This window comes from Roseomonas elaeocarpi, assembly GCF_042433915.1.
Taxonomy (GTDB): domain Bacteria; phylum Pseudomonadota; class Alphaproteobacteria; order Acetobacterales; family Acetobacteraceae; genus Roseomonas; species Roseomonas elaeocarpi.
This window is the reverse complement of sequence record NZ_JBHLUN010000003.1, coordinates 35,424-57,140: the sequence shown is the minus strand read 5'-3', so window position 1 is coordinate 57,140 and position 21,717 is coordinate 35,424. Positions and strand designations below refer to the sequence as shown.

At 71.2% G+C, this 21,717-nt stretch carries 24 protein-coding genes; 14 read left to right on the top strand and 10 right to left on the bottom strand.

What is annotated here, in order from left to right; all coding sequences use genetic code 11:
• Positions 1-810 carry an alpha/beta fold hydrolase gene (locus tag ACFFGY_RS04735; RefSeq protein ID WP_377043326.1) on the top strand — a complete coding sequence of 270 codons (810 nt, stop codon included), beginning with the start codon at positions 1-3 and terminating at the stop codon, positions 808-810.
• 157 nt (positions 811-967) lie between these two features.
• Here the strand turns inward: ACFFGY_RS04735 and kdgD are convergent, their stop codons facing one another.
• On the bottom strand, positions 968-1,891 hold the full coding sequence (gene kdgD / locus ACFFGY_RS04730; RefSeq protein WP_377043258.1) for a 5-dehydro-4-deoxyglucarate dehydratase: 924 nt from the start codon (positions 1,889-1,891) through the stop codon (positions 968-970).
• A 75-nt stretch (positions 1,892-1,966) separates the two neighbouring features.
• Positions 1,967-2,656, bottom strand: coding sequence for a FadR/GntR family transcriptional regulator (locus ACFFGY_RS04725; protein WP_377043257.1), 690 nt, complete (start codon positions 2,654-2,656; stop codon positions 1,967-1,969).
• Between the two features lie 311 nt (positions 2,657-2,967).
• Here ACFFGY_RS04725 and ACFFGY_RS04720 point away from each other — a divergent pair, with 311 nt between their 5' ends.
• Positions 2,968-3,780 (top strand): transporter substrate-binding domain-containing protein, encoded by an 813-nt coding sequence (locus tag ACFFGY_RS04720; protein ID WP_377043256.1) that lies wholly within the window; start codon positions 2,968-2,970, stop codon positions 3,778-3,780.
• A gap of 299 nt (positions 3,781-4,079) precedes the next feature.
• On the opposite strand, the gene ACFFGY_RS04715 is transcribed toward ACFFGY_RS04720, so the two are convergent.
• A complete protein-coding gene (locus ACFFGY_RS04715; RefSeq protein WP_377043255.1) occupies positions 4,080-4,724 on the bottom strand; it encodes a DNA-3-methyladenine glycosylase family protein in 645 nt (214 codons plus the stop codon).
• A gap of 238 nt (positions 4,725-4,962) precedes the next feature.
• Here ACFFGY_RS04715 and ACFFGY_RS04710 point away from each other — a divergent pair, with 238 nt between their 5' ends.
• From ACFFGY_RS04710 to ACFFGY_RS04695, 4 genes are all read left to right on the top strand, one after another.
• A complete protein-coding gene (locus ACFFGY_RS04710) occupies positions 4,963-6,045 on the top strand; it encodes a ketopantoate reductase family protein (RefSeq protein WP_377043254.1) in 1,083 nt (360 codons plus the stop codon).
• Positions 6,042-6,800, top strand: a complete 759-nt coding sequence (locus ACFFGY_RS04705; RefSeq protein WP_377043253.1) for an SDR family NAD(P)-dependent oxidoreductase — start codon at positions 6,042-6,044, stop codon at positions 6,798-6,800. The genes ACFFGY_RS04710 and ACFFGY_RS04705 overlap by 4 nt, the downstream gene beginning before the upstream one ends.
• On the top strand, positions 6,787-7,335 hold the full coding sequence (locus tag ACFFGY_RS04700) for a 2'-5' RNA ligase family protein (protein ID WP_377043252.1): 549 nt from the start codon (positions 6,787-6,789) through the stop codon (positions 7,333-7,335). Before ACFFGY_RS04705 ends, ACFFGY_RS04700 begins: the two co-directional genes overlap by 14 nt.
• 230 nt (positions 7,336-7,565) lie before the next feature.
• Positions 7,566-7,889 (top strand): hypothetical protein, encoded by a 324-nt coding sequence (locus ACFFGY_RS04695; RefSeq protein ID WP_377043251.1) that lies wholly within the window; start codon positions 7,566-7,568, stop codon positions 7,887-7,889.
• 133 nt (positions 7,890-8,022) lie between these two features.
• Here ACFFGY_RS04695 and ACFFGY_RS04690 read toward each other — a convergent pair whose 3' ends face one another.
• Entirely contained in the window at positions 8,023-8,364 is a 342-nt protein-coding gene (locus ACFFGY_RS04690; RefSeq protein ID WP_377043250.1) for a DMT family transporter, read from the bottom strand.
• A gap of 188 nt (positions 8,365-8,552) precedes the next feature.
• On the opposite strand from ACFFGY_RS04690, the gene ACFFGY_RS04685 reads away from it, so the two are divergent.
• The 4 genes from ACFFGY_RS04685 to ypfJ all read left to right on the top strand — a co-directional run bounded on the left by ACFFGY_RS04685 (position 8,553) and on the right by ypfJ (position 11,255).
• The gene (locus tag ACFFGY_RS04685) at positions 8,553-8,723 is read left to right on the top strand and encodes a hypothetical protein (protein WP_377043249.1); all 171 of its coding nucleotides are present in this window, start codon (positions 8,553-8,555) and stop codon (positions 8,721-8,723) included.
• Between the two features lie 73 nt (positions 8,724-8,796).
• Positions 8,797-9,510 carry a hypothetical protein gene (locus ACFFGY_RS04680; RefSeq protein ID WP_377043248.1) on the top strand — a complete coding sequence of 238 codons (714 nt, stop codon included), beginning with the start codon at positions 8,797-8,799 and terminating at the stop codon, positions 9,508-9,510.
• A gap of 6 nt (positions 9,511-9,516) precedes the next feature.
• Positions 9,517-10,263 (top strand): aspartate/glutamate racemase family protein, encoded by a 747-nt coding sequence (locus tag ACFFGY_RS04675; RefSeq protein WP_377043247.1) that lies wholly within the window; start codon positions 9,517-9,519, stop codon positions 10,261-10,263.
• Positions 10,264-10,307: 44 nt separating this feature from the next.
• The gene (ypfJ, locus tag ACFFGY_RS04670) at positions 10,308-11,255 is read left to right on the top strand and encodes a KPN_02809 family neutral zinc metallopeptidase (protein WP_377043246.1); all 948 of its coding nucleotides are present in this window, start codon (positions 10,308-10,310) and stop codon (positions 11,253-11,255) included.
• A gap of 237 nt (positions 11,256-11,492) precedes the next feature.
• Here ypfJ and ACFFGY_RS04665 read toward each other — a convergent pair whose 3' ends face one another.
• Entirely contained in the window at positions 11,493-12,761 is a 1,269-nt protein-coding gene (locus ACFFGY_RS04665; RefSeq protein ID WP_377043245.1) for a M20 family metallo-hydrolase, read from the bottom strand.
• Between the two features lie 352 nt (positions 12,762-13,113).
• Here ACFFGY_RS04665 and ACFFGY_RS04660 point away from each other — a divergent pair, with 352 nt between their 5' ends.
• From ACFFGY_RS04660 to uraH, 3 genes are all read left to right on the top strand, one after another.
• Entirely contained in the window at positions 13,114-15,153 is a 2,040-nt protein-coding gene (locus ACFFGY_RS04660) for a putative bifunctional diguanylate cyclase/phosphodiesterase (RefSeq protein ID WP_377043244.1), read from the top strand.
• Between the two features lie 97 nt (positions 15,154-15,250).
• Positions 15,251-16,717, top strand: a complete 1,467-nt coding sequence (locus ACFFGY_RS04655) for an NAD(P)-binding domain-containing protein (protein WP_377043243.1) — start codon at positions 15,251-15,253, stop codon at positions 16,715-16,717.
• Entirely contained in the window at positions 16,714-17,064 is a 351-nt protein-coding gene (gene uraH / locus ACFFGY_RS04650; RefSeq protein ID WP_377043242.1) for a hydroxyisourate hydrolase, read from the top strand. The genes ACFFGY_RS04655 and uraH overlap by 4 nt, the downstream gene beginning before the upstream one ends.
• Here uraH and ACFFGY_RS04645 read toward each other — a convergent pair.
• On the bottom strand, positions 17,049-17,810 hold the full coding sequence (locus tag ACFFGY_RS04645; RefSeq protein ID WP_377043241.1) for an SOS response-associated peptidase: 762 nt from the start codon (positions 17,808-17,810) through the stop codon (positions 17,049-17,051). The two genes, uraH and ACFFGY_RS04645, sit on opposite strands and share 16 nt — an antisense overlap.
• Positions 17,811-17,910: 100 nt before the next feature.
• Here ACFFGY_RS04645 and ACFFGY_RS04640 point away from each other — a divergent pair, with 100 nt between their 5' ends.
• Positions 17,911-18,096, top strand: a complete 186-nt coding sequence (locus ACFFGY_RS04640) for a CsbD family protein (RefSeq protein ID WP_377043240.1) — start codon at positions 17,911-17,913, stop codon at positions 18,094-18,096.
• Between the two features lie 65 nt (positions 18,097-18,161).
• Here ACFFGY_RS04640 and flgH read toward each other — a convergent pair whose 3' ends face one another.
• The 4 genes from flgH to ACFFGY_RS04620 all read right to left on the bottom strand — a co-directional run bounded on the left by flgH (position 18,162) and on the right by ACFFGY_RS04620 (position 21,464).
• On the bottom strand, positions 18,162-18,899 hold the full coding sequence (gene flgH, locus ACFFGY_RS04635; RefSeq protein ID WP_377043239.1) for a flagellar basal body L-ring protein FlgH: 738 nt from the start codon (positions 18,897-18,899) through the stop codon (positions 18,162-18,164).
• Positions 18,900-18,916: 17 nt separating this feature from the next.
• Positions 18,917-19,861, bottom strand: coding sequence for a flagellar basal body P-ring formation chaperone FlgA (gene flgA / locus ACFFGY_RS04630; RefSeq protein WP_377043238.1), 945 nt, complete (start codon positions 19,859-19,861; stop codon positions 18,917-18,919).
• Positions 19,862-19,869: 8 nt separating this feature from the next.
• Positions 19,870-20,655 (bottom strand): flagellar basal-body rod protein FlgG, encoded by a 786-nt coding sequence (gene flgG, locus ACFFGY_RS04625; RefSeq protein ID WP_377043237.1) that lies wholly within the window; start codon positions 20,653-20,655, stop codon positions 19,870-19,872.
• 71 nt (positions 20,656-20,726) lie between these two features.
• Entirely contained in the window at positions 20,727-21,464 is a 738-nt protein-coding gene (locus tag ACFFGY_RS04620; protein WP_377043236.1) for a flagellar hook-basal body complex protein, read from the bottom strand.
• Positions 21,465-21,717 lie beyond the last annotated feature (253 nt).

Here is a 21,717-nt window from a genome sequence, read left to right as displayed (position 1 = left end):
GTGCGGCTGAACATCGTCCAGAGCGGGCCTGCTCCGACGGGCACCGGCGCCGAAGGGGAAGCGACGCGGAGCGGCACGCCCGTCGTGCTGCTGCACGGGCTTTTCGGCCAGGCTCGGAACTTCGGCCTGATCCAGCGCGAGATCGCGGCCAGGGCAAAGGTGATCTCGCTCGACCTGCGCAACCACGGTGAAAGCCCGCACGCCGCCGGGATGGACTACCGCGCCCTGGCCGAGGACGTGGCGGACACGCTCCGCGCGGCCGGGGCCGTGCCGGCGGCGGTGCTGGGGCATTCCATGGGCGGCAAGGTCGCGATGACCCTGGCGCTGCGTGCGCCCGAGGTGGTCCGGCGGCTGGTGGTGGCCGATATCGCCCCCGTCACCTACCCGCCCTTCTTCCGGAGCTACGCCGAGGCGATGCTGTCGCTGCCGCTGCGGGCCGGGATGACCCGGCGTGAGGCGGAGGCGCACCTCGCCTCCGTGGTGGGGGAAGCCGGCGTCCGCGCCTTCCTGCTGCAGAACCTCGACCTCGCCGCCCCGCAGCCGCGCTGGCGCATCGGGCTGCGCGAGATCAGCGAGGCGCTGCCCGAGATCGAGGGCTGGCCGGAGCTTGCCGAGGGAACACGCTACGACGGGCCGGTGCTGTTCCTGCGCGGCGGGCGCAGCGATTATGTCCAGCCGGAGTACGAGGAGCGCATCCGCGCCCTGTTCCCGCGCGTGGAGTTCGCCACGGTGGAAAAGGCCGGACACTGGGTCCATGCGGAGGACCCGGTGGGCTTCCTGGCCGCCGTGACGCCCTTCCTCACCGCCTGAGGGAGGGCCGGCCGAGCAGGCCGGCATCGCACGGCGCCGCCCGACGCGCGATGCTGCGTCCAGGGCCGGACGCGTGGCCCCGAGCGCCCGAAGCCCGAACGCCGAAAGCTCGAACGCGCGAGACCTGGGCGGCGATCGCGCCGCCCGGCCTTGCCGCTTACTGCGGCCCCAGCTTCTCGATCAGCGCGCGTAGCTCCTCGCGCTCGGTCGCCGTCAGGTCGCTGATCGGCGAGCGCACCGGGCCCGCGTCGTGGCCCACGATCGCGGCGCCCGCCTTGACGATGGACACCGCGTAGCCCGGCTGGCGGTTGCGGATGCGCAGGTAGGGGAAGAAGAAGTCGCGCAGGATGCGGTTCACCGTGGCGTGGTCGTCGGTGGTGACGGCCTTGTAGAATTCCAGCGCCGTGCGCGGGATGAAGTTGAACACCGCCGAGGAATAGGTCGGCACGCCCATCGCAAGGTAGGCCGCAGCATAGACCTCGGCGGTGGGAAGCCCCCCCAGGTAGGTAAGGCGGTCGCCCAGCGCGTTGTACACGCCGACCATCGCCTCGATGTCGCCGACACCGTCCTTGAAGCCGATCAGGTTCGGGCACTCTTCCGCCACGGCAGCCAGGGTTTCCGGCGCCACGCGGCTATTGGCGCGATTGTAGACGATGACGCCCAGCTTGGTCGCCTTGCACACCGCGGCGATATGCGCGCGCAGGCCGGCCTGCGAGGTTTCCGTCAGGTAGGGCGGCATCAGCAGGATGCCGGCGGCACCCAGGCGCTCGGCCTCCTGCGCGTACTCGATGGCGGTGCGGGTGCCATAGCCGGCGCCGGCGACGATCGGCACCTGGCCTGCGGCACCTTCCACCGCGTTGCGCACGACCTCGGTGTATTCCTTGGGTGTCAGCGAGAAGAACTCGCCCGTGCCGCCAGCGGCGAACAGCGTCGCGGTGCCGTAGGGCGCGAGCCATTCCAGCCGCTCGCGATAGCCGCGGGCGTTGAAGTCGCCATTCGCGTCGAAGTCAGTGACGGGGAAGCTCAGGAGACCCGTGGGCATCGCGCTCTTCAGCGCGTCGGGGGTGAAGATCTCAGCCATGCGAAAGGCTCCGGGTTTGAAATCATTTAGTTGTATGATGTCTTAGGGCGAAGAGAACGGCGCCGCAAGACGCCTTCAGCTCCGCGCGCCGCCGATCTCGTGCAACGCGGCGCGCAGGCGTTCGCGGCTGTTGCTCAGGTGCAGCCGCATCGCCGCCCGTGCGCCCTCGGCATCGGATCGCATCACGGCGTCGAGGATATGGGTGTGCTCCATCTGCAGCTTGGTGAGGTAGTCCGCCCGTGCCGCCGCATCGTGCTTGAACAGGTCGAGCCGGGCGCGCGGCACCAGCTGCGGCGACAGCCCGCCCAGCAGCGTGCCGAAGTAGCTGTTTCCCGACAGTGCCGCCACGCACATATGGAAGTCGCGATCCAGTGCTGCCGAGGCTTCGGCATCGGCGGCGCTCTCGCCCAATCGCCGGGTCAGCGCGGCCAAGTGCTCCTTGCCCTCCGCCGTGCCGCGCTGCGCCGCCAGCGATGCCGCCTCGGATTCCAGCGCGATGCGGACTTCCATCAGCTTCAGCACATCCTCCACCGCTCCGGCCTCGGAGGGCTGGAGGTGGTAGCGCGGGGCCGTCGCCGCGGGTGACAGCACGAAGGCGCCGCGGCCCTGCTCCACCGCCAGGCGGCCGGAGGCGCGCAGGCTTGACACGGCCTCGCGCACCACAGTGCGGCTGACGCCGTAGCGGACGCACAGCTCCCGCTCGGTGGGCAGCTGGTCGCCGGGGCGGAGGTGGCCCTCGTCGATCTGCTGCAGCAGGTCGCGCATCACTTGCATCGACAGGCTGACCCGACGCGGGGCAGCCGAGGCCGGGACAGCGGCCCCGGAAACGTCGGCGCTGGTCGATTCGATGGGCTTGGAACTGCGGCGCATAGGGTCCCTTAGCACGGCGCGGGGAAGGCCGGGCGGCGAACCATCGTCGCGAGCCCCGCACCACCCTGGACAACGGGCGGGTCGTTAAGTCATCATACCAATTAACGAGAAGCAACAGCGGCGATCCCGCCAGCGAAGCCGGGCGACGGAAACATCGCCCGCGGGTTCGCCGGGACCGTGCTGTGGTCCAGGGAGAAGCGGATACCATGAACCCCATCCATGCAGGCCGTCGCCGGTTCCTGCTCGGCGCCGCAGCACTGCCCGCCCTGGCACTGGGCGGCCGCGCGGCGCGGGCCGACGAGCTCGCCGACATCCGCGCGGCCAAGAAGCTGCGCGTGGCGGTGCCGATGGGCGTTCCGCTCTTCGCCTTCATGGATGGCAACCTTCAGCCCACCGGCTCCGACGTGGAAACCGGCAAGCTGATCGCCAAGGCTCTGGGCGTCGAGATGGAACTCGTGCAGATCACCAACGCCGCGCGCGTGCCGATCATTCAGACGCGCAAGGCCGACATCCTGGTGGGCAACCTGGCCATCACGCCGGAACGCGCCAAGGTCGTGGACTTCACGGTGCCCTACGCCACGCTCGACATCATCGTGGCGGGCACGAAGAACATCGCCGTGAAGAACTACGACGACCTGAAGGGCAAGCGCATCGGCGTGACGCGCGCCACGGTAAACGACACCATGGTGACGCAGAACGCGCGCGGCGCTGAGATCATGCGCTTCGAGGACGACGCGACGCTGCTCACCGCCGTGGCCTCGGGGCAGCTGGACCTCGTCTCGACGCAGACGGCAGTGCTGGCCAGCATGAACGAGAAGCGCGGCGGCGAGAAGCTCGAGGTCAAGTTCGTGCAGCAGTCGCTCAACCTCGGCATCGCGCTGCCTAAGGGCGAGACGGCGCTCAAGGAGTGGCTCGACGACTGGATCCGCAAGAGCTTCGCCGATGGCTCGCTGCCGGCCCTGTTCGCGAAGTTCCATAACCGGGAACTGCCGAAGGATCTGCCGTCGCACACGGCGTGATGCTGGAGGGCGGCGCGTCTGGCTGAGACCCGGGGGAGAGAAGGAATTCTCTCCCCCGGACCCTCTCTCATCTTTTTCTGAGACGCTGCCGCGGGACGGTGGAAACCGGCCGCGCAGCAGGAGAAATCGACTTCTCAGATCTTGCGGCCGCGTCGCTCGCTCCGGGTCATCGACCCGGAGCGCAAAGGCCTAGCCACCGCCCTGCGGCAGCGTCCCGAAGAAAGATAAGGGGGAGGGGGCCGGGGAGGGGGAGAATTCCTTCTCCCCCTCCCCGGGAAACCGCCACAGCCACCGATCCCTCAGATCGCCTGCGGCATCTTGAACTGCCCGGCCTTCCCCAGGTCCGCCGCCCGCCACAGGTACCAGGCCGCGGCGGAGCGGTAGGGCGCCCAGGCTTCACCGATGGCGGCGAGGTCGCGCGGGCGGGGCTGTTCGTCGAGGCCGGCGGCGAGGCGGTATCCTTCCCGCACGCCGAAGTCGTCCACCGGCAGGATATCCGGGCGGCCGAGCGTGAAGATCAGCAGCATCTCCACCGTCCAGCGCCCGACGCCGCGCAGCGCCACCAGCCGCTCGATCAGCGCGGCGTCGCTCATCCGGTTGGCGGCGCGTCGCGTGGGGATCCAGCCGGCCGCGGCCTTGTGCGCGATGTCGAGGATCGCCGCCTGCTTGGCGCCCGAGAAGCCGCAGGTCCGCAATGCGCCCTCGGGCAGCGCCAGGATCGTGCCCGGTGGCGGAAAGGGGTGGTGCGGCGTGGTCGCGATCAGGCGGTTCAGCATGGCCTCGGCGGCGCGGCCGTGCACCTGCTGATGTGCGATGGCCCGCACCAGCGCCTCGTAAGGCTCGCGACCTGACACGGGCTTGAGCCGGCACAGCCCCACCTGCGTCACCACCGGCGCCAGCACCGGGTCGGCGGCGAGGTGCCGGCGGGCATCGCGGTTGCTCATCGGCCGCGGCCCGGGCAGGGGCGGGAGAACCCGGCGGGGCGATGGGCCGGGCTCGGGCTGGCCGCAGGGCCGCCGGGTGGCGAGGCACGGAAGAGTCGCGGCAACATGAGAACAAAACTAGCACGGGCCCCGTGGCTTTCCACCCCCGGGCTTTCCGCGCCCGGCGCGACGGCGGTGAGGTTGACGCGACCCGCGCCGCGGCTCAACCGTGGCGCCGCAACACGATCGGGAGCACGGGATGGCAGGCGACACGACGCGGCTCGAGGGTGAGGCCCGGCCCGGCCCGGACGGCGGGACCGGGCGCCTCAGCGGTCCCATCCTAGTCTGGGGTGCCGGCGCGATCGGCGGCACCGTGGGCGCCTTTCTCCGCCACGCGGGGCACGAGGTCGTTTTCGTGGACGTCGAGGGCGAGCACGTCGCCGCCATCGCGGACCCGGCACGCGGCCTGCGCATCGAGGGCCCGATCGAGACGCTGACCGTCCAGGCTCCGGCCTTCACGCCGGACACCGTGCAGGGCGTGTTCCGCACGGTGCTGCTGTGTGTGAAGGCACATCACACCGAGGGCGCGGCGCGCGCCCTGCTGCCGCACCTGGCGCCCGACGGCACCGTGGTGTCGCTGCAGAACGGCTTGTGCGAGGAGATCATTGCCGGCGTCGTTGGGCGCGAGCGGGTGATGGGTGCCTTCGTCAACTTTTCGGCCGACTGGATCGAGCCCGGGTTGATCATGTACGGCGGCCGCGGCGCGGTGATGCTGGGCGAGCTCGACGGTCGCGACACGCCGCGCCTGCGGGCACTGCACGCGACGTTGACGCAGTTCGAGCCGAACGCCGTCACCACCGACAACATCTGGGGCTATCTCTGGGGCAAGCTCGGCTACGGCGCGATGCTGTTCGCGCAGGCCGCCGGCGAGAAGGGCATCGCCGACTGCTTGGCGCGACCGGAACTGCTGCCGCTCTGGCGCGGCCTGGGCGGTGAGGCCGTGGCGGTGGCGCTGGCCGAAGGCATCACGCCGCTGGGCTTCAACGGCTTCGACCCGGCGGCCTTCGCGCCCGGCGCGACGGAGGAGGCGGCCGCTGCCTCGGTGGCAGCCATGGTCGCGTTCAACCGGCCCAACGCCAAGACCCATTCCGGCGTGTGGCGGGACCTCTGGGTGCGCCACCGTCGCACCGAGGTGGACGTGCAGATCGCGCCCATCGCCACGGTCGGCGCGCGTCACGGCATCCCGTGCCCCCATGTCGAGCGCCTCGTGCGGGTCATTCACGAATGCGAGTCGGGCGCGCGCCCGATGGCGGATGCGAACCTCCTGGAGATGATGCGATGAGTTTCCGCTTCGACGGCGTCACGGTGGCCGTGACCGGTGCCGGCCACGGCTTCGGCCGCGCCATCGCGCGCGACTTCGCGGCGCTGGGCGCCCGCGTCTGGGGCTGCGACCTGAGCGAGGCGGAGCTGCGCGAAACTGCCGCCGGCAACGAGGCGATCCACACCGAAGCCTTCGACCTCACCGCGCCGGGTGCCGCGCGCGGCTGGATCGCGCGCGTCGAGCAGCAGAGCGGCGGCCCGCTGGGCGTGCTGGTGTGCAACGCCGGCGGCGTGCGCGGCCAGGTCATGCGCCCGGTGGAAGAGGTCCCCGAGGAAGACTGGCACGCACTGTTCGACATCAACCTCCACGCCGCCTTCAACATGTGCGCGGCCGCAGCACCCGGCATGAAGCGTGCGGGCGCGGGGCGGATCGTGACCGTCAGCAGCGGCGCCGGCCTCCAGCGTTCGCTGACCGGCATCCAGGGCTACTGCTCGGCCAAGCACGGGCTGGTGGGGCTGACGCGACAGCTGGCGCACGAGCTCGGCCCCTTCGGCATCACGGTGAACTCCGTGGCGCCGGGCTTCGCGCCCACCAACCCCGCCAGCATCGCCCAGTACGAGAGCTACGGCCCGGAAGGGCAGAAGCGGCTGGTGGAAGGCATCGCGCTGCGCCGCATGGGCACCGCGCAGGACATCAGCAACGCCGTGCTGTTCTTCGCCAGCCCCCTGGCCTCCTGGGTGAGCGGCGAGATCCTGGGCGTCAATGGCGGCAAGTGATGCCAACGGCCGCGACATGGCGGGGCGCGACGTCGCCCCGCTGATCGTGACGCTGCGCCTCGACGGGCACTCGTTCGAGCGGCTCGACGCGTTGCGCCGCGCGTATTTCCCGCCCGAGCGCAACTTTATCCCGGCGCACCTGACGCTGTTCCACGCCCTGCCCGGCACGCAGGAGGAGGAGGTTGTCGCCAACCTCGCCACCGCCTGCGCCGGCACCGCGCCCCTGCCGCTGCGCTTTTCCGGCCTGCGTGGACTGGGCAAGGGCGTGGCCTTCAACGTCGACAGCCCGCCGCTGCTGCGCCTGCGGGCGCTGCTGGCGGGCGCTTGGCACGACTGGCTCACGCCGCAGGACCGCAACGTGCCCAAGCCGCATGTCACGGTGCAGAACAAGGTCGATCCTTCGGAAGCCCGCAACCTCCTGGGCCACCTCCAGGCAGGCTTCGAGCCCTGGGACGGGCAGGGCGAAGGGCTGCTGCTCTGGCGCTACCGGGGCGGGCCCTGGGAAGCGGCGGGCGAGTTCCCGTTTCGCGGCTGATCTCGACGCAACGCCGGACAGGTGCGCCCCGAACCGTCGCCAGCGGTCGTGCCCGCGTGGTGTCGCTCAGTCCGACCCGATGCGGCTTCCGGTGGTCGGGACCGCTCCCGACGTCTCTGGCGCACCCGACCGTGACCGCGGCGGCCCTGGCTCCGGGCGTCATCCCCCGGCAGGCTGCGTGCTTCCGCCCGGGCCGGTTTTCGCGGCCCCTATCCTCGGAGGCTCCGGCCATGAACCGCCTCATCCCCGCGCTCGCCGCCGCGTTGCTCGCCCTGCCGCTGGCCGCCACGGCCCAGCCCGCGTCCGACGCGGCCGCCCCGCCGCCGCCGCCGCCGCCGCAAACCAAGTTCGAGCACACCGACCAGTCGCTGGAAAAGCTGCTGAGCGACGGCTACGAGATCCGCACCTCGGGCGGACCCTTCCTGTTCCTGGGCAAGCCGGGGGCGCTGGGTGCGGCGCGCTGGGCGGCCTGCACGATCGGGCTGACGGGCAGCATGATGGCCGATCCCAACGCCATCAAGACCGTGCCCTCGACCTGCTTCCTGATGAACTGAGGCTCCGGGTCGCGCGGTCCCGCCGGCTTTCTCCGGCCACGCCCCAACCCGCCGCGATCCTCCCGCCCGCCCCACTGGTGACGCAGGGGGGGCGATCGCGCGGGCGCCGGGGCAGGGCCGTCGGCCCCGCCGTTCAGGGATGCCCGGCCCGCGAAAACAGGTTCACCACCGCGACGCCGGCGATGATCAGGCCCAGCCCGACCATTGCCGGGGTGTCGAGCGCCTGCCGGAACCAGATCCAGCCCACGGCCGAGATCAGCACGATCCCCACGCCCGACCAGATCGCGTAGGCGATGCCGGTGGGGATGGTCCGCAGCGCGATCGACAGGAACCAGAAGGCAACCACGTAGCCCAGGACCGTCACCACGCTGGACGTGAGGTTGCGGAAACTGTCCGAAGCCTTCAGCGCGGAGGTGGCGATCACCTCCGCCACGATGGCGACGGCGAGGGCCAGGTAGGGCAGGGCGGCTTGCATGGGCGCTCCCTAGACCATTTTCCGCCCTGACGGACCTACGCAGCGGGCCGCGACGTGGCGTCCAGGGCGGGCTTGGCGACGCCAATGGCTGGCAGGGACGCGTCAGCCGGAGTGGTGATAAGGTCACCGGCGGCTCGCCAGACCCGATCCCGTCCGGGCTGGCCACGGCGCAGGATGGAAGGGTAGCCATGATCGCGTTCCTGCTGCGGGTCGCGACCTTGCCGCTCACCGAGCGCCTGGGCTGGACCGTTCAGGGTGAGGTGACGCCGGGCGGCTGGCGCGCGGCGCTGCTGTTGCTCGCGCTGCTCGTGGCCGTCCTCGTCGCCATGATGGAACTGCTCCGCTACCTCCATCCCTGACCTCGAGCGTTCTGCTGGACCGCACGCGCAAGGGATTCGCATCCACGATCCCGGCGCACTAGGGTCAGCGCCGATGAACGAGATCACCCCCGTCGCTCCCCGACGCATCGCGCCGCAGCTCGGCCCCCGTGCCTGGGTCGGCGAGGACCTCACCGGCAACGCCTACATGGTGCCGCTCGGCGCCGAGCACGCCGCGGAACTGCGGGCCGGGGAAGGCGAGCCCACGCCGAAGCTGGACGCGCTCGCGGCCACGCTGGCGGAGCGGCTGAAGCACGGGCTCGGCTTCGCGCTGCTGCGTGGCCTGCCACGCGACGGCGACCCGGCGCCGCTGCTGCGCCGCCTGGGCCGGACGCTCGGACAGCCCGGCGCTCCGGACGAGGAGGGCGATGTGCTGCTGCTGCGCGCCACTGCCCCGACCCCGGTCATGCTCACCTCTGCGGCGGAGCTGCACAACCGGCTGCTGGCGGCGGACCGTGCGGCGCTGAGCACGCTCTATGCCCCGGCCGGCGAAGCGCCCGCGGTGTTCACGCTGCGCGACAATGTTTTCACGGCGCATCGCCCTGAGGCGCTGGATGCCCACCCGGCTCTGGCGGCGCTGCTGTTGCCGGAAGCGGCGCTGGCGCTGCACCTCGACCTGCGTCCGGGCGACGTGCTGGTGCTCGATCCGCTGCGGGTCTGGACCGGCCCGATGCCGGAGGTGGCGAGCCTGCGGCTGCGCGCCGGGCGCGGCCACCCCACCGTGCCGCCGGATGAGGCCGCACCGGGCGCCACGCAGGTCGGCGGCTGAACTCTGGTGCGGATCCTTCTCGCCAACGCCAACACCACCGAAGCCATCACCGCCCTGTGTGCCGAGACGGCGCGCGCGGCCGCGGCACCCGGCACCGAGATCATCCCGGCCACGCCGCGCTTCGGTCCGGCGGTGATCGCGACGCGCGCCGAGAACGCCGTGGCCGCCCATGCCCTGCTGGACCTGCTGGCCGAACACGCGGGGGCCGTGGATGCCGTGGTTCTGGCGGTGTCGCACGACACGGCGCTGGACGCGGCGCGGCAGCTGATGCCCTGCCCGGTGGTGGGCATGACTGAAGCGGCCTGCTTCACCGCCTGCCTCCTGGGTGCGCGCTTCGGGCTGGCGACCTTCGGCGACACCGCGATGTACCAGGAGCTGATCGCCCGTCACGGCCTCACGACCCGCTGCGCCGGACTGGAAGGCGTCGACACCACGCCGCAGCGGGCGCTCGCCGATCCGGAGGGCACGGCGGCGCTGGTGGGGGCTGCGATCCGGCGCCTCGCCGCGGCCGGGGCGGATGCGGTGGTGCTGGGCGGCGCCGCGCTGGCCGGCATGGAGCCGCAGCTGCGCGAGGCGTCCCTGGTGCCGCTGCTCGACGGCATCCGCTGCGCCGTGGCGCTGGCCGAGGCGCTGGTGCGGCTGGCACCGCCCCCGCCGACGATCGGCAGCATGGCGGCCCCGGCCGGGCGCGAAAGCCGCGGGCTGTCACCGGCGCTGTCCGCCCTGCTGCGAGGGCGGACGGGGGCAACCTAGCGCCCCGTCCAAACGTTGCCCGGGCGCCTGAGGAGGAATTGTAGATGCGCCTGGACGGACCCGAGAGCCAGAACGTCGAGGACCGTCGCGGCGAGGGCGGCGGTGGGATGGGCGGCGGCTTCGGCGGCCCTGGCGGCGGTGGCTTCCGCCTGCCGATCCCGGGCGGCAAGGGCGGGCTGGGCATCATCGCAGTGATCCTGATCGCGGCCTTCTTCGGCGTGGACCTGACCGGAATGATGGGCGGCGACGATCCCGGCCAGCAGCCCGCCCCGCAGGAACGCCGGGTCGACCCCGGCCAGGCCCCCGGCGTGCCAGGCCGCAGCGCCGGCAACGACGCCGCCGGCGAGGATGCAGGCCGCCGCTTCGTGGCCCAGGTGCTGGGTGAGACCGAGCGCGTCTGGACCGAGCAGTTCCAGGCGATGGGCAAGACCTACACCGATCCAAAGCTGGTGCTGTTCTCGGACGCCACGCGCTCGGGCTGCGGCACGGCGCAGGCGCAGACGGGTCCCTTCTACTGCCCTAACGACCAGAAGGTTTACATCGACCTCGACTTCATGCGGCAGCTGCAGCAGCGCCTCGGCGCCAATGGCGACTTCGCCGCGGCCTATATCATCGCGCACGAGGTCGGGCACCACGTACAGGACGAGCTCGGCATCCTGGCCCGCGCCCGGCAGGTGCAGGAGCGCTACGGTAACGGCGAGGGCGCCAACCAGGTTCAGGTCCGCATCGAGCTGCAGGCCGATTGCCTGGCCGGCGTCTGGGCCAACCACGCCGATGCCGAGCGTCACATCCTGGAACAGGGTGACTTGGACGAGGCCCTGAACGCCGCCGCCGCCGTGGGCGATGACCACATCCAGCAGCAGACGCGCGGCACGGTGCAGCCGGAAACCTTCACGCACGGCTCCTCGGCGCAGCGCTCGCGCTGGTTCCGCCGCGGCTTCCAGAACGGCACGATCCAGGGCTGCGACACTTTCGACGCGCAGCAGCTCTGACGGCGTGCGCCGGTGGGCCGAGAGGCCCGCCGGCAGGTTAAGCCGGAATTTGCCCACCCAGATTTCATGACCTGGATGAGCCCCTTCACCGCAGCCGGAAACGGGTATTCCGGTCGGCGGGCAGGAAAAGGCCAGCGGCAGGCGCCGCTCCGCAACCTCTGCCACGCCCGCTCGGTCAGGCTGGCCCTGATCAGACACCCTGTCAGGCCCAGCTGGGCCTGACGGTCTTGCCGCGTCTCAGCCCGCCAGCGTCGCCAGCGCCGCCGCCAGCACGCGCGCACCGGCCGCGAGCTGCTCGGGCGAGGAATATTCCGCCGGGTTGTGGCTGATGCCCTTGTGGCTGGGCACGAACACCATGCCCGTCGGGCAGACCGGCACCATGAACTGCGCGTCGTGGAAGGCGCCCGACGGCATCCGGACGGATCGCAGTCCCTGCGCCCGGGCGGCATCCTCCACCGCGTCCTGCACCACAGTGTCGAAGTCCACCGGAACGGCGTGGAACCGCTCGGTCACCGTGACGTCGCAGTTCTTCACCGCGGAGCGGATGGTGTTTTCGATCGCGTCGCCGTTGAGGATCAGCACCTCCTTGTCCGGGTGCCGGAAGTCGATCGTGAAGCGCACCACCTCGGCCACCGAGTTCGAGGTATTGGGCTCGACCTCGATGCGCGCCACGGTGAAGCGCAGGATGTCCTCGGGGTCCGCCATCAGCGCGTTCAGCGCGGTCACGGCGCGGATCATGTCCTGCACCGCGTCGCGGCGCATTCCCAGCGGCGCGGTGCCGGCATGGGCGCTCTCGCCGCGCAGCTCCACCAGGAACCAGCGGCTGCCCTGGATGCCCGACACCACGCCGATGTCGAGCCCTTCCGCTTCCAGCCGCGGACCCTGCTCGATATGCGCTTCCAGGTAGGCATAGGGCTTCGGCCCGCCCTCGACCGGGCCGAGCGGCCGCTGCGCGAGGTCGCTCTCCGCCGCACGGTGCTCCGCCAGGGCATCGCGGAAGGTCACGCCGTCGTTGTCGGTCACCGCGTCCCAGGTGTCGGCCGGGGAATGGCCGGACCAGGCCATGGAGCCCATGCAGCCCGGCGCGAAGCGGCCACCTTCCTCGTTGGTCCAGGCCACGATCTCGATCGAGCGCGTCGTCCGCACGCCGCTCTCGCGGATCGCCTGCACCGCTTCGAGCCCCGCGACCACGCCCCAGATGCCGTCGAAGCGGCCGCCGGCGGGCTGCGTGTCCATGTGGCTGCCGGTCATCACCGGCGCCGCCGCCGGGTCGGTGCCCTCGTGGCGCAGGAACAGGTTGCCGATCGGGTCCACCGACACGCTGAGGCCGATCGCCTCCGCCCAGCCGATCAACAGCCGCCGCGCCTCGCGGTCCAGCGGCGTCAGGCAGGGGCGGTTCACGCCGTCGCCCGGAATGGCGCCGAGCCGGGCCAGCTGCATCAGCCGGTCCCATTGCCGCTCCTGGCTCACCGCCGCGATCAGGTTGGGGGCCGTCGCACTGCTCATCGTCACGCCTGTTCCTGAAGATCGGGGTTCAGCTTGTGGGAGAGGCGGGAACCCGGATCAAGGGGTCACCAGAGTGCGCCCAGCGCGGTGGCGGCACAGGCCCCATGCCTCCCCCTCGGAACGTACACGGCGTGGTAAGGGTTGTTGCCGGATACTGCAGGCCGGTACGCCCGCCCCGGGATACGGTCGTGCGGTGCATCGGCGTGACCGATGCGGCGGCTGCGGGGGTCAGGGCGGGCCGCGCGGTTTTTGCCGGGTCGCGCTTGCTGGATCATGATGGCCGCGGAAAGTTGTTCGCGAATCGAACCTAAGGGGAGCGCGTCGCCACAAAGCGGCGCGAAACGGCCAGGGGATGGCGACACCACAGGCGAGCGGTCCGGAAGCTGGCACGGCGCGCGCCTCAGGCCATCGCTGGTCACTCGGTGCGCAGGTCCCCGGCTCCCCTGCCGGACTGCGGCGCCGGGCCTATCCGGGCTTCGCGGTGATCACGCTGTTCTTGGCCCTGGCGGCGTTCAGCACCGCGCTGCTCACCTTTCACCGGCAGGCCGGCGTGGCGGAGCTCGACCGCTACGACGGCGCCTTCGACACCTCGCAGACGGCGGTGGAGCTGCTGCGGCTGCAGGCCGACCTGGCGGCCTCCCCGAAGGAGGAAGGCTCTGCGGCGAACGGGTCCGGCGCTACGGCGGCGGCAGAGGGCATCAGCCTGGCCGAAATCCAGCTGCGCCTGGACATCCTGGTCAACCGCATCGCGGTGATGCGGGTCGGCGAGAACAGCCAGCGGCTTCCCACCCCTGGGGCGGAGGCGCTGCTGGGCCAGTTGGCGGCGGTGCTGGAGGGCGCCGAACGCCACCGGGACGATCCGGAGGCGCTGCGGGAATGGCTGGACCAGCTGCGCCGCTTCAATCCTGCCGTGATCCGGCTGGCCGCCAGCGCGCACCTGCGCAGCCGCGAGAAGCTCGACGAGGCCCGCAACGCGCTGGACCGTGACTTCCTGTTCTTCCGCCTGCTCGTGCTCGGGCTGATCCTGTCGGGCGCGGTGACGCTGGCGCTGCTGTGGCGTCAGAACCGCCGGATGGGCCGTCAGGCGCTGACGGACGCGCTGACGGGCCTGCCCAACCGCGCCGCCTTCAACCAGTGGATCGCCGGCTGCCCCGCCGGCGGGCCGGCGGCGCTGCTGCTGGTCAACCTCGACGACTTCAAGGCGGTGAGCGACACCGGGCCGCACGCCGACGGCGACACGGTGCTGCGAACCGTGGGCGCCCGGCTGCGCGCGGTGCTGCCGGCGGGCGACCGTGTTTGCCGCCTCGGTGGCGACGAGTTCGCGGTGCTGCGGATGACGGCGCCCGCGGCCACCGGTGCGGCGGCTGCGGTGCCCCTTGACGCGCTGGCGCTGCGGCTGCTCCGGGCGGTGGAGATGGAGGTGCCGCTCACCAGCCGCAGCATCGTCCCGTGCGCCAGCATCGGCATCGCCCAGGTGCCGGGATCGGATGTCGGGATGCTGATCCGCGACGCGAGCCTGGCGTTGGAAGAGGCCAAGCGGAGCGGCGGCGGCCAGTTCCGCTTTTTCGCACCCGCGATGCTCCGCGGGATGGAGGAACGGCGCACGCTGGAAGCCGACCTCGTGCGCGCGCTGCGCCAGGGCGAGTTCGTGCTGTATTACCAACCGCAGATCGACCTGCGCGACGGCCACGTCAACGGCTACGAGGCGCTGCTGCGCTGGCAGCACCCCGTTCGCGGGCTGATCCCGCCCGACCTGTTCATCCCGCTGGCCGAGGAGACCGGGCTGATCGTTCCGATCGGCGACTGGGTGCTGGGGGAGGCCTGCCGCGAGGCCGCCACTTGGTGCGCCGGCACTGCGGGCGGCGTCCTCCCGAAGGTGGCGGTCAACCTTTCCGCCCGTCAGGTGGCGGGCGATGCGCTGCCGATCACCGTGGCGCGGGCGCTGGCGGCCTCGGGGCTGGAGGCGGGCCGGCTGGAGCTGGAAATCACGGAATCCGCGCTTCTCGAGGATGGCGACGCCGCGCGCATCCTGGCCGGGTTGCGCGAACTGGGAATTTCCATCGCGCTCGACGACTTCGGCACCGGCTTCGCCTCGCTCAGCACGCTGCGGCGCTTCCCGTTCAGCAAGATCAAGGTGGACCGTTCCTTCGTGCGCGACATGGCCACCAGCCCGGAGGCCCGCGCCATCGTGCAGGGCGTGTCGGAACTGGCGCAGCGCCTGGGCATGGTCACCACTGCCGAGGGCCTGGAAACCACGGCGCTGGTGGAAATGGCGCGCGAGCTCGGCTGCAACGAGGGCCAGGGCTACTATTTCGGCCGTCCTGCCCCCGTGGCGCGGCTGCACGCCTCCGCCGCCACGATCTGCGCAACCTGCGACACGGCCGGAAGCTGACGCCCGCCGTCGCCTGAGGCTCAGGCTTCGCGGGCCTTGCACCATGGCCGCGCCCGCCTTCATGCTGCGGTGGCGAAGACCGGAGGCTACGATCGCGATGGATGGGGCGCTGCTGGCGCTGGCGGAGGAGGTGCGGGCACAGCTGGACCTGCTGGGCTATCCGCTCGGCGCCTGGGTGCCGCCACGCGGCGAGGACGTGCTGGACGTGGCGATCGTCGGCGCCGGGCAGACCGGCCTCGCCACCGCCTTCGGCCTGCGGCGGGAACGGGTCGACCGCATCGCGGTGTTCGACCGCGCCCCGCCCGGCGGCACCGGCGTTTGGACCACCTTCGCGCGGATGCGCACGCTGCGCACGCCCAAGCACGTCAGCGGCCCCGACCTGGGCGTGCCGGCACTCACCCCGCGCCGCTTCTTCGAGGCGCGTGACGGCGCGGAAGCCTGGCAGCGGCTGCACAAGATCGGTCGCGAGGACTGGCAGCGCTATCTCGACTGGTACGCGGAGGTGCTCGCCCTGCCACTGCGCCACGGGCACGAGCTGCTCGCGATCGCGCATGAGCGGGAAGGCGACTTGCTGCGCCTCAGCTTCCGCACCGAAGCCGGTGAAACCACGGTGCGAGCCCGCAAGCTGGTGCTGGCCACCGGCATGGACGGCACCGGCGCCTGGAGCATCCCGGCGCCCTTCGACGCGCTGCCGCCCGCCCGCGTGTCGCACACCTCCGGCCATGTCGACTTCGCGCGACTGCGGGGTCAGCGTCTCCTGGTGATCGGGGCGGGCGCCAGCGCCTTCGACAACCTCGCCACCGCGCTGGAAGCAGGCGCGGCCTCCGCCACCATGCTGGTGCGCCGCGACCGCCTGCCGCGCGTGAACCCCTTCCGTTGGATGGAACAGGCGGGCTTCCTGGGCCAGTTCCACGCCCTGCCAGACGCGCTGAAGTGGCGGCTGATGCGCCACATCTTCCTGCTCAACCAGCCACCGCCGCAGGAAAGCTGGGACCGGGTGGCGGACGACCCGCGCTTCAGCATCCATCTCGGCAGCCCCGTCACCGGCGCCAGCATGGAGGGCGGGGAAGTGGTGGTGGAAACGCCGCGCGGAAAACACCGGGCGGACCACGTCATCGTCGGCACCGGCACCGAGTTCAACCTCGCGCTGCGGCCCGAACTCGCGGTTCTGGCGCCGCAGATCCTGCTCTGGCGCGATGCATACCAGCCACCGCCTGAAGAAGCCTTTCCGCCGCTGGGCGCCTGCCCCTACCTGACGCCCGGCTTCGCCTTCCGCGAGCGCATTCCTGGCGAGGCGCCGGCGCTGCGGCACATCCACTTCATGGGCTATGGCGCGACGCCGAGCATGGGCCTGAGCGGCGCCTCGATCAGCGGCATGAAATACGGCGTGCCGCGGCTGGTGGACGGCATCTGCCGCGCCTTGTGGCTGGAGGACGCGGCGGTCCACGCGGAGTCGCTGCTCCGCTACGACGTGCTGGAGCTGACGCGCACCGTGCCCGGCGAGCCCGCGCCCGACGCCGCCGGCACAACCCTCCCGGGTCAACCGCCCCTGGAGACCGCATGAAGCCCTCCGCCCTGACCACCCACGTCCTCGACACCGCCGACGGCGTTCCGGCCGAGGGCGTGACCGTGTCGCTCTGGCGAATCGAAGAGGCAGGCCCGGTGCTGATCACCGAGCATCGTACCAACGCCGACGGCCGCACCGACGCGCCGCTGCTGACGGCGGAAAGCTTCGCGCCCGGTTGCTACGAGCTCCGCTTCGCCGTCGGACCCTACTTTGCCGCGCGGGGGCGCGACGCCGGCTTCCTCGACACCGTCGCGATCGCGGTGGGGCTGCGGGCGGGTGAGGGACACTACCACGTGCCGCTGCTCTGCTCGCCCTGGAGCTACAGCACCTATCGCGGTTCCTGAACCGCGGCCGCTTCGGCCGGCGCAAGCGCCCAGGCCGGCGGATCGTCCAGCCCGTCCGGCGGCTGCGCGTCGCCCACGTGTTGCAGCAGCGTCCGGTCGTTCTCGGCGAAGCGGTTCACCCGCTTGCTCACCGGCCAGACGCGCAGGGCCTGTTCCGGCACGGCGCGTAGCAGCGGCAGCAGCGCGTCGCGATCCGCCTCCTCCTCACCCAGCCAGGCGGCCCAGTGCTGGCGCGGCAGGATCACGGGCGTGCGGTGGTGCAGGGCGGTGATCCCGCCCTCGGCTTCGGTGGTGACGATGGTGTAGGTGCGCAGCCAGGTCCCGTCCGGCTGTTTCCAGCCTTCCCAGAGACCCGCCAGCGCCATCGGCTCATCGGATCGGAGTGCCACGGCGTAGGGCTGCTTCGGCCCCGGTCCTTCCGTGCGCCACTCGTAGAACCCGTCCGCCGGCACGAGGCAGCGCCGGCGCGCGAAGGCGTCGCGGAAGGAGGGCTTCTCCGCCACGCCCTCGGCCCGCGCGTTCATCAGCTTGGCCGCGCCACTCGCGTCCTTGGCCCAGCGCGGCACCAGGCCCCAGCGCAGCACGCCCAGGTGCCGCCCGCCGCCCTCCGGATCACGCCGTACGACGAGGCTGTCCTGCGTCGGCGCCACGTTCCAGCTCGGTGGCAGGTTCGGCGTGTCGTTGGACGTGTCGAAGAACTCGCGCGTCTTCGAGGGATCGCGCTGAAGGAAATATCGCCCGCACATGCCGTCACATTTGGCAACGGCAGACCGCCGCAACCAGGGTACGCTGGCGCACGTTCTTTCTCGGCAAGACCGATCTACGGTCGAAGAGGAGAGCCAGACCATGGACAAGGATCGCATCGAGGGCGCTGCCAAGCAGGCCAAGGGCGCCATCAAGGAGAACGTGGGTTCGCTGATCGGCGACGCGAAGATGGAGACCGAAGGCAAGGCCGACCGTGCCGAGGGCAAGGTCCAGAACGCTGCCGGTGGCGTCAAGGACAAGGCCCGCGACGTCGCCGATAAGGCCTGATCGTCGCATCCGCCAAGCGGTACGAAGGGCGGCCCGGGGAAACCCGGTGCCGCCCTTTCCGTGTGTCAGAACGGCAGGATGGCGTCCAGGAACTCCTGCCCGTAGCGCGGCTTCTGCACGTCGCTGAGCGTGCCCTTGCCGCCGTAGGAAATCCGCGCTTCCGCCAGCCGGTCGTGCTTCACGGTATTGTCCGAAGCAATGTCCTGCGGCCGTATGATCCCCGCGAGAGACAGGTCGCGCAGCTCGTTGTTCACGCGCACCTGCTGTCGGCCACTCAGCACCATGTTTCCGTTCGGCAGGACCTGCGTCACCGTGGCCGCCACGCGCAGCGTGATCGTCTCGGTCCGCTTCACCGATCCGCCGCCTTTCGAGGAATTGGCCGAACTCGCTTCCACCAGCTTGGTCGGGTCGATGCTGTTGGGCAGGAAGCGCAGGTAGGACGCGTCGAGGCCGAGCAGCCGCGGGATGCCCATGTTCTCGCTGTTGTCCCGCGAACGCTCGGTGTCGTTGTTCAGCGAGGCGGAGTCCGAGATCGATACCAGCACCGTCACGAGGTCGCCCACTGAGGCCGCCTTGGAGTCCCGCAGGAAGGTCCGGCTGCCCGGCCGCCACAGGCTGTTGGCGGAGATCGCGGTGGGTTCGATGGGCCGCGGCGTCGGCATGGTCACGGGCTTCCAGTCCGGGTCGCGCGTCGGGTCGGTGATCGCCGCCATGTCCGGCGCGCGGCCGATCCGCGTCAGACGCTCGGCCGAGCCGCAGCCGGCGAGCACGAGCGGCAGCAGCAGGAGAAGGGAAGGGCGCATGGGCAAGAACATCCTGTTCAGCGCTGGTTGGGAGGCGGCGGGCCGACGCGCACGCGGCCGGGGCTGATCGCCTGCGCTTCCACGATCTGGCGAGAGCTGAGATTCATCACGCTGACGATCCCGCCACGCGGCGCGTCCGCCATGGCGCGGCCCTGCGCCGTCAGGGTCAGGCCGTTGCTTTCCACCACCATCACCACGGTGCTGTTCTTCTCGATCAGCACCGGCGCACCGAGGTCGCGCACCGCGAAGGGCATCCCCTCGCCGATCGGACGGCGGAGCTGCTGGCCCACCACCAGCACGGCGTCGTCGGCCAGGCCCGGGCGCGACCGTTCGACCCGCACGCGCTGGACGCGCACGTCGGACGCCTTCACCACCTCGCCCAGTGACATGCGCCGCGTGGCCACCGCCACCGGCACCGTGGCGCTGACCCGGCCGGCCACGCGCAGCCGCAGCGCCGGCATCCCGTCGGCTTCCACCGCGATCGTGGCGGCGAAGCGGTTCTCGTCCAGGCTTGGCTGTTCCACCGTCACGCGCGGCAGGCTGTCGGGCGGCACCATCGGCGCGGCGAAGCCGGGGATGTCCACCTCCGCATCCGGGTCCATGCCCAGCGCGATCAGCGCGTTGCGCAGCGGCTCGAACCATTCCTCGCGTGGCAGGGGGCGGCCGGGGCGCTCGATCACCACGCGCTCCTCGGCCGAGAAAGGCCGCCAGGCGACGCCGTAGGTCCGCGCGATGGCCAGCAGCTGCGGCATCTCCACCGTGATGCGCCGCCCCGGCATCGGCGCCGGGCCAAGCGCGCGCGAGCCGTTCTCGGCATCCTCGAACAGGTCGCCCAGGTGGATCGTGTCGCCTTCCACCACCACGCGTGCGCGCAGGCCCGACAGCTGCGCCCCCGACAACTGCGCTTGCGCGGCGGAAGCGGGCAGCAGCAGCGCCAGCAGGAGAAGGGGAAACCAGCGCATCCGGGAGCTCACTTCAGGTGCGTGATGGTGGACAGCATGTCGTCGCTGGCGGTGATGACCTTGGAGTTCATCTCGTAGGCCCGCTGCGCCGTGATCAGGTTGGTGATCTCCTGCACCACGTTGACGTTGGAGGTCTCGATGAAGCCCTGCATGACGTTGCCGAAGCCGGGCTGTCCCGGCGCTGCCTGCTGCGCGGCACCCGAGGACGGCGTCGACATCAAGAGGTTGTCGCCGGTGGCTTCAAGCCCCGCCTCGTTGGCGAAGACCGCGAGCTGGATCTGCCCCACGTTCTGCGCCGCCTCGGTGCCGGCGATCTTGGCCAGCACCTCGCCCGCGCTGTTGATGGTCACGTCCGTGGCGGCCGCCGGCACCACGATGCCCGGCTGCACGGTATAGCCCTCGGCCGTCACGATCGTGCCGTCGGCGGCGAGGCCGAAGGTGCCGTCGCGGGTATAGGCCGTCTCGCCCGAGGGCAGCGTCACCTGGAAGAAGCCGTTGCCCTTGATCGCGAGGTCGAACTTGTTCTCGGTCTGGTTGAGGTTGCCCTGCTCATGGATGCGGTAGATCGCGGCAGTGCGCACGCCCAGGCCGATCTGCGCGCCCTGCGGCAGCGTGGTGCCGGTGTCGGAGCTCTGCGAGCCGACGCGGCGCATGTTCTGGTAGATCAGGTCCTGAAACTCGGCCCGACGGCGCTTGTAGCCGGTGGTGCTCATGTTCGCGATGTTGTTGGAGATGACCTCGACGTTGGTCTGCTGGGCCATCATGCCCGTGCCGGCGGTCCAGAGTGCGCGCATGATCCGATGTTCCTCAGGAAGCGGCGTGGGAAAGACTAGGGGCGGTTTGGTTCACGATCGGTTTCCGGCGCTCAGCTTCGCTTCATGATCCGGTCGACCGCGTCGCGGATGCGCTGGTCCTCGCGCTCGACGAACTGTGCGGCGAACTCGAACTCGCGCTGCGTGTCGGTCAGGCGCGTCATTTCCAGGATGGGTTTGACGTTGGAACCCTCCACCGCACCCTGCACCAGCGCCGGGCGCGCCATCTCCTCCGGCGGGTCCTCGGTGGAAAGCAGCCGGTCACCCTCGGCGCGCGGCTTCTGCCCGTCGGCGAAGCGCACCACGCGGATGCGGCCGATCTCGCCGTTTTCGCTCGATAGCACGCCCTCGCCCGAGATCGTCAGCCGCGTGTCGCCCACGCCCACCTGCAGCGGCGCGCCGGTGGTGCCCATCAGCGCGTTGCCGTCGGCATCCATCACCGTGCCGTCCTGGCCCAGCGTGAAGCGCCCGGCGCGGGTGTAGCGCTCGCCCTTGGGGGTCTGCAGCGCGAAGAAGCCTTCGCCCGAGATCGCCACGTCCAGGGGGTTGCCGGTGGTCTGGATCGGTCCGGCCGCCTCGTCGCGCCAGGTGGCGCGGTCCCAGCTCATCGCCATCGACTGGCCCGAGGCGGGGGCGTCCACGTCGTGCTGCCGGTCCATGAAGCTCGCGAAGATCGGGCGCACCGCCTGGAAGCCCGGCGTGTCGGCATTGGCCATGTTGTTCGCCAGCACCTCGGTCGCCCGCGCCTGGGCGGCGAGGCGGGACAGGGCGATGTAGCCGGCGTTGTCCATGGTGAGGGCTCTGCTCCGCTGCCGGGCGCCGGGGACCATCCCGCGGCGCCGTTCCGCCACGACCATCGCAACCGCCGTGCCAGCCCTTCGCGGGGTACGAGCTGCCGGAACGGTCCCGGTGCCGGCATTTCCTGCCGCCCGGGCCAGCGCATCCCGGCAAAACCCGCCGCCGGTCGGGTCAGTCCGTGCGAAAGCAAAGCTTCGTTAACGGCAGATCCGGCAAACTCCCGCCAGGACACAGGTGCGGCGGCAG